This window comes from Trebonia sp., from assembly GCF_049794275.1.
In the GTDB taxonomy this organism is placed as follows: Bacteria; Actinomycetota; Actinomycetes; order Streptosporangiales; family Streptosporangiaceae; genus Trebonia.
The window spans coordinates 1-2,192 of the sequence record NZ_JBARCR010000540.1; the positions used below are offsets into that span (position 1 = coordinate 1).

The 2,192-nt window shown below is 72.3% G+C and carries 3 protein-coding genes; 1 reads left to right on the forward strand and 2 read right to left on the reverse strand.

What is annotated here, in order from left to right:
- Nucleotides 1-635, reverse strand: a 635-nt coding sequence (locus WA805_RS14860; RefSeq protein ID WP_425242611.1) for a VIT1/CCC1 transporter family protein, incomplete at its 3' end; no start/stop codon positions are given.
- Between the two features lie 111 nt (nucleotides 636-746).
- Here WA805_RS14860 and WA805_RS14865 point away from each other — a divergent pair.
- Nucleotides 747-1,925 carry an amidohydrolase family protein gene (locus WA805_RS14865; RefSeq protein ID WP_425242612.1) on the forward strand — a complete coding sequence of 393 codons (1,179 nt, stop codon included), beginning with the start codon at nucleotides 747-749 and terminating at the stop codon, nucleotides 1,923-1,925.
- Between the two features lie 104 nt (nucleotides 1,926-2,029).
- Here WA805_RS14865 and WA805_RS14870 read toward each other — a convergent pair whose 3' ends face one another.
- Nucleotides 2,030-2,182 carry an isochorismatase family protein gene (locus WA805_RS14870; RefSeq protein WP_425242613.1) on the reverse strand — a complete coding sequence of 51 codons (153 nt, stop codon included), beginning with the start codon at nucleotides 2,180-2,182 and terminating at the stop codon, nucleotides 2,030-2,032.
- Between the last annotated feature and the right edge of the window lie 10 nt (nucleotides 2,183-2,192).

Below are 2,192 nucleotides of genomic sequence, written 5' to 3' on the forward strand. Positions count from 1 at the left end.
GTCAGGGCGAGCGCGATCAGGACGGCGGCAAAAGTGACCGGGACCCGCAGGGTGGCCGGAGGCAGCAGGATGGCCAGCATCGGCAGCAGGGCACCGGAGGTGAATGACAGCGCCGAAGCGGCGGCGGCCTGGACCGGGCTGGGGATGTCGGCGGGGTCGATGTGCAGTTCGGCGTCCAGGTGAGCGGCCAGCGGATCGCGGGCGGTCAGCTCGGCGGCGACAGTGCGGGCGGTGGCCGCGGAAAGGCCCTTGGCCTCGTACAGGGCGGTCAGCTCGGTCAGCTCGTCTTTCGGGATGGCAGCGAGTTCACGTTTTTCCTGCGCGATCTGCGCTCGCTCGCTGTCTCGCTGGCTGGACACTGAGACGTACTCACCCAGCGCCATCGACACGGCCCCGCCGACCAGTCCTGCCAGGCCGGCGGTGAAGATAGGCCCGCGGGATATGGTGGCCCCGGCGACCCCGATAACGATGCCCGCCACCGACACGATCCCGTCGTTGGCGCCCAGCACCGCCGCCCGCAGCCAGTTCAGCCGCCCCGCGAGGCCGCCGGCATGCGGTTCCCGTGGATGAGTCGCCCGCCCGCTCTCGGCCGCCTCGACCTGAGCGGCGGACGGCACGCCGTCGTCAGCGCTCATGCCTCTCCCGTCACCCCCGCCTGGGGATCCCCTTACCCACTTCCGGTGGCTATGCCCCCGCGGGAGCGACAGGTAGGCCACGATGCCGGACGGGCTGGCTAGAGTGAGGTCGTGCCCGGCACCTTGTACCGCGATGGCGCGCTGGCCGACGGGCGTTCCCCGCGGCTGCGAGTAGGTGTCAGCCTGCTGACGGAAGACGGCCTGATCCGCTGGATCCGGCCAGCCGGCGATGAGGGCGATCTCCCGCCGGGGTGCGAGGTGGTCGACGCGGGCGGTACCACGATCGTCCCCGGCCTCGTGGACGGCCACAGCCACCTGACGTTGCCTGGCGGCTCACACTGGATCGCCCGCGGTGCGGACCCGACGGAAACGCTGGTGGCCGTGGCCGAGTCCAACGGCGAGCTGCAGCACCGGTCCGGTGTCCGCTGGGCGCGTGATGTCGGCGCTCCCCGGCGCGAGCACGACGGCGTCGAGCGCGCGCTCAGCATCGGGGTCAGGGACCGGTGGCGCGGGCGTCGCGACCGGCCGTATGTGCGCGCGGCCGGCACCTGGATCACCGTGGCGGGAGCGCTGCCTGACGGGCTGTCGGTCGAGGCCCGTGACGCCGACGAGCTTCTCGCCGCGGCGGCCGGCCAGCTCGACGACGGCGCGGACTTCGTGAAGCTCTACCTGGACGGGCCGGACCCGGAGACCGCGCCGTGGACCGCTGCCGAGGTGCGCCGGGTCGTTGAGGCGGTGCACGCGCGCGGCGCGAAGGTGACCGCGCATTCCTCGCGGTTGTCCGGCGCGCGGGTGTGCGCCGAGGCGGGCACGGATTCGATCGAGCACGGGTTCGAGCTCGACGCCGACGTCACGCGGCTGATGGCGGAACGCGGCGTCGCGCTGGTCACCACGCTGACGGTGATGAAGTCGTGGCTCACGTTCAGCACGACCACGACGCTGCCCAGGTTCACCGGGCCGGACAGCCGTACCCGGATCCTGGACCGGCTGGAACTAGCCAGGCATAGCGTGCGCCTCGCCCGCGCGGCCGGGGTCGCCATCGTGGGCGGCACCGACTTCGGCGGCGGCTCGGCGCGCGCCAACCAGCTGCCCTGGGAAGTCGAATCCCTGGCCGAGGCCGGGCTAGAGCCGTGGGAGGCACTGGCCGCGGTGACCTGGCGCGGCGGTGAGCTGCTCGGCGAGCCAGAGGCCGGGGTGATCAGGGAGGGCGGCCCCGCGGACTTCTCGCTGGTGCACGGCGACCCGCTCAGCGACCCGACCGCGCTGTGGCGCGTCTGGCGCGTCGCCTGAATCCGCCGTCGCTACTCCTTCCGCAGGCGGTCGGTGAGGACAATCTCGATGACCGCTTCGACCGTATCGTCGCGTGCCCAGTCGCGTTGCAGCTCGCAGGCGAGCTAGACCCAGCTGACCGGCTGCCCTCCGGCCTGCATCACCCGGTCCAGGCCCGCGCGGTGGGCTTCTGGCGAGGTGCCGCCGATCGCGTCCACGACGGGATAGACCTCATAGCCCTCCCGCAGTGCGTCGAGTGCGGTAAAGGCCATGCAGATTTCCGTCCAC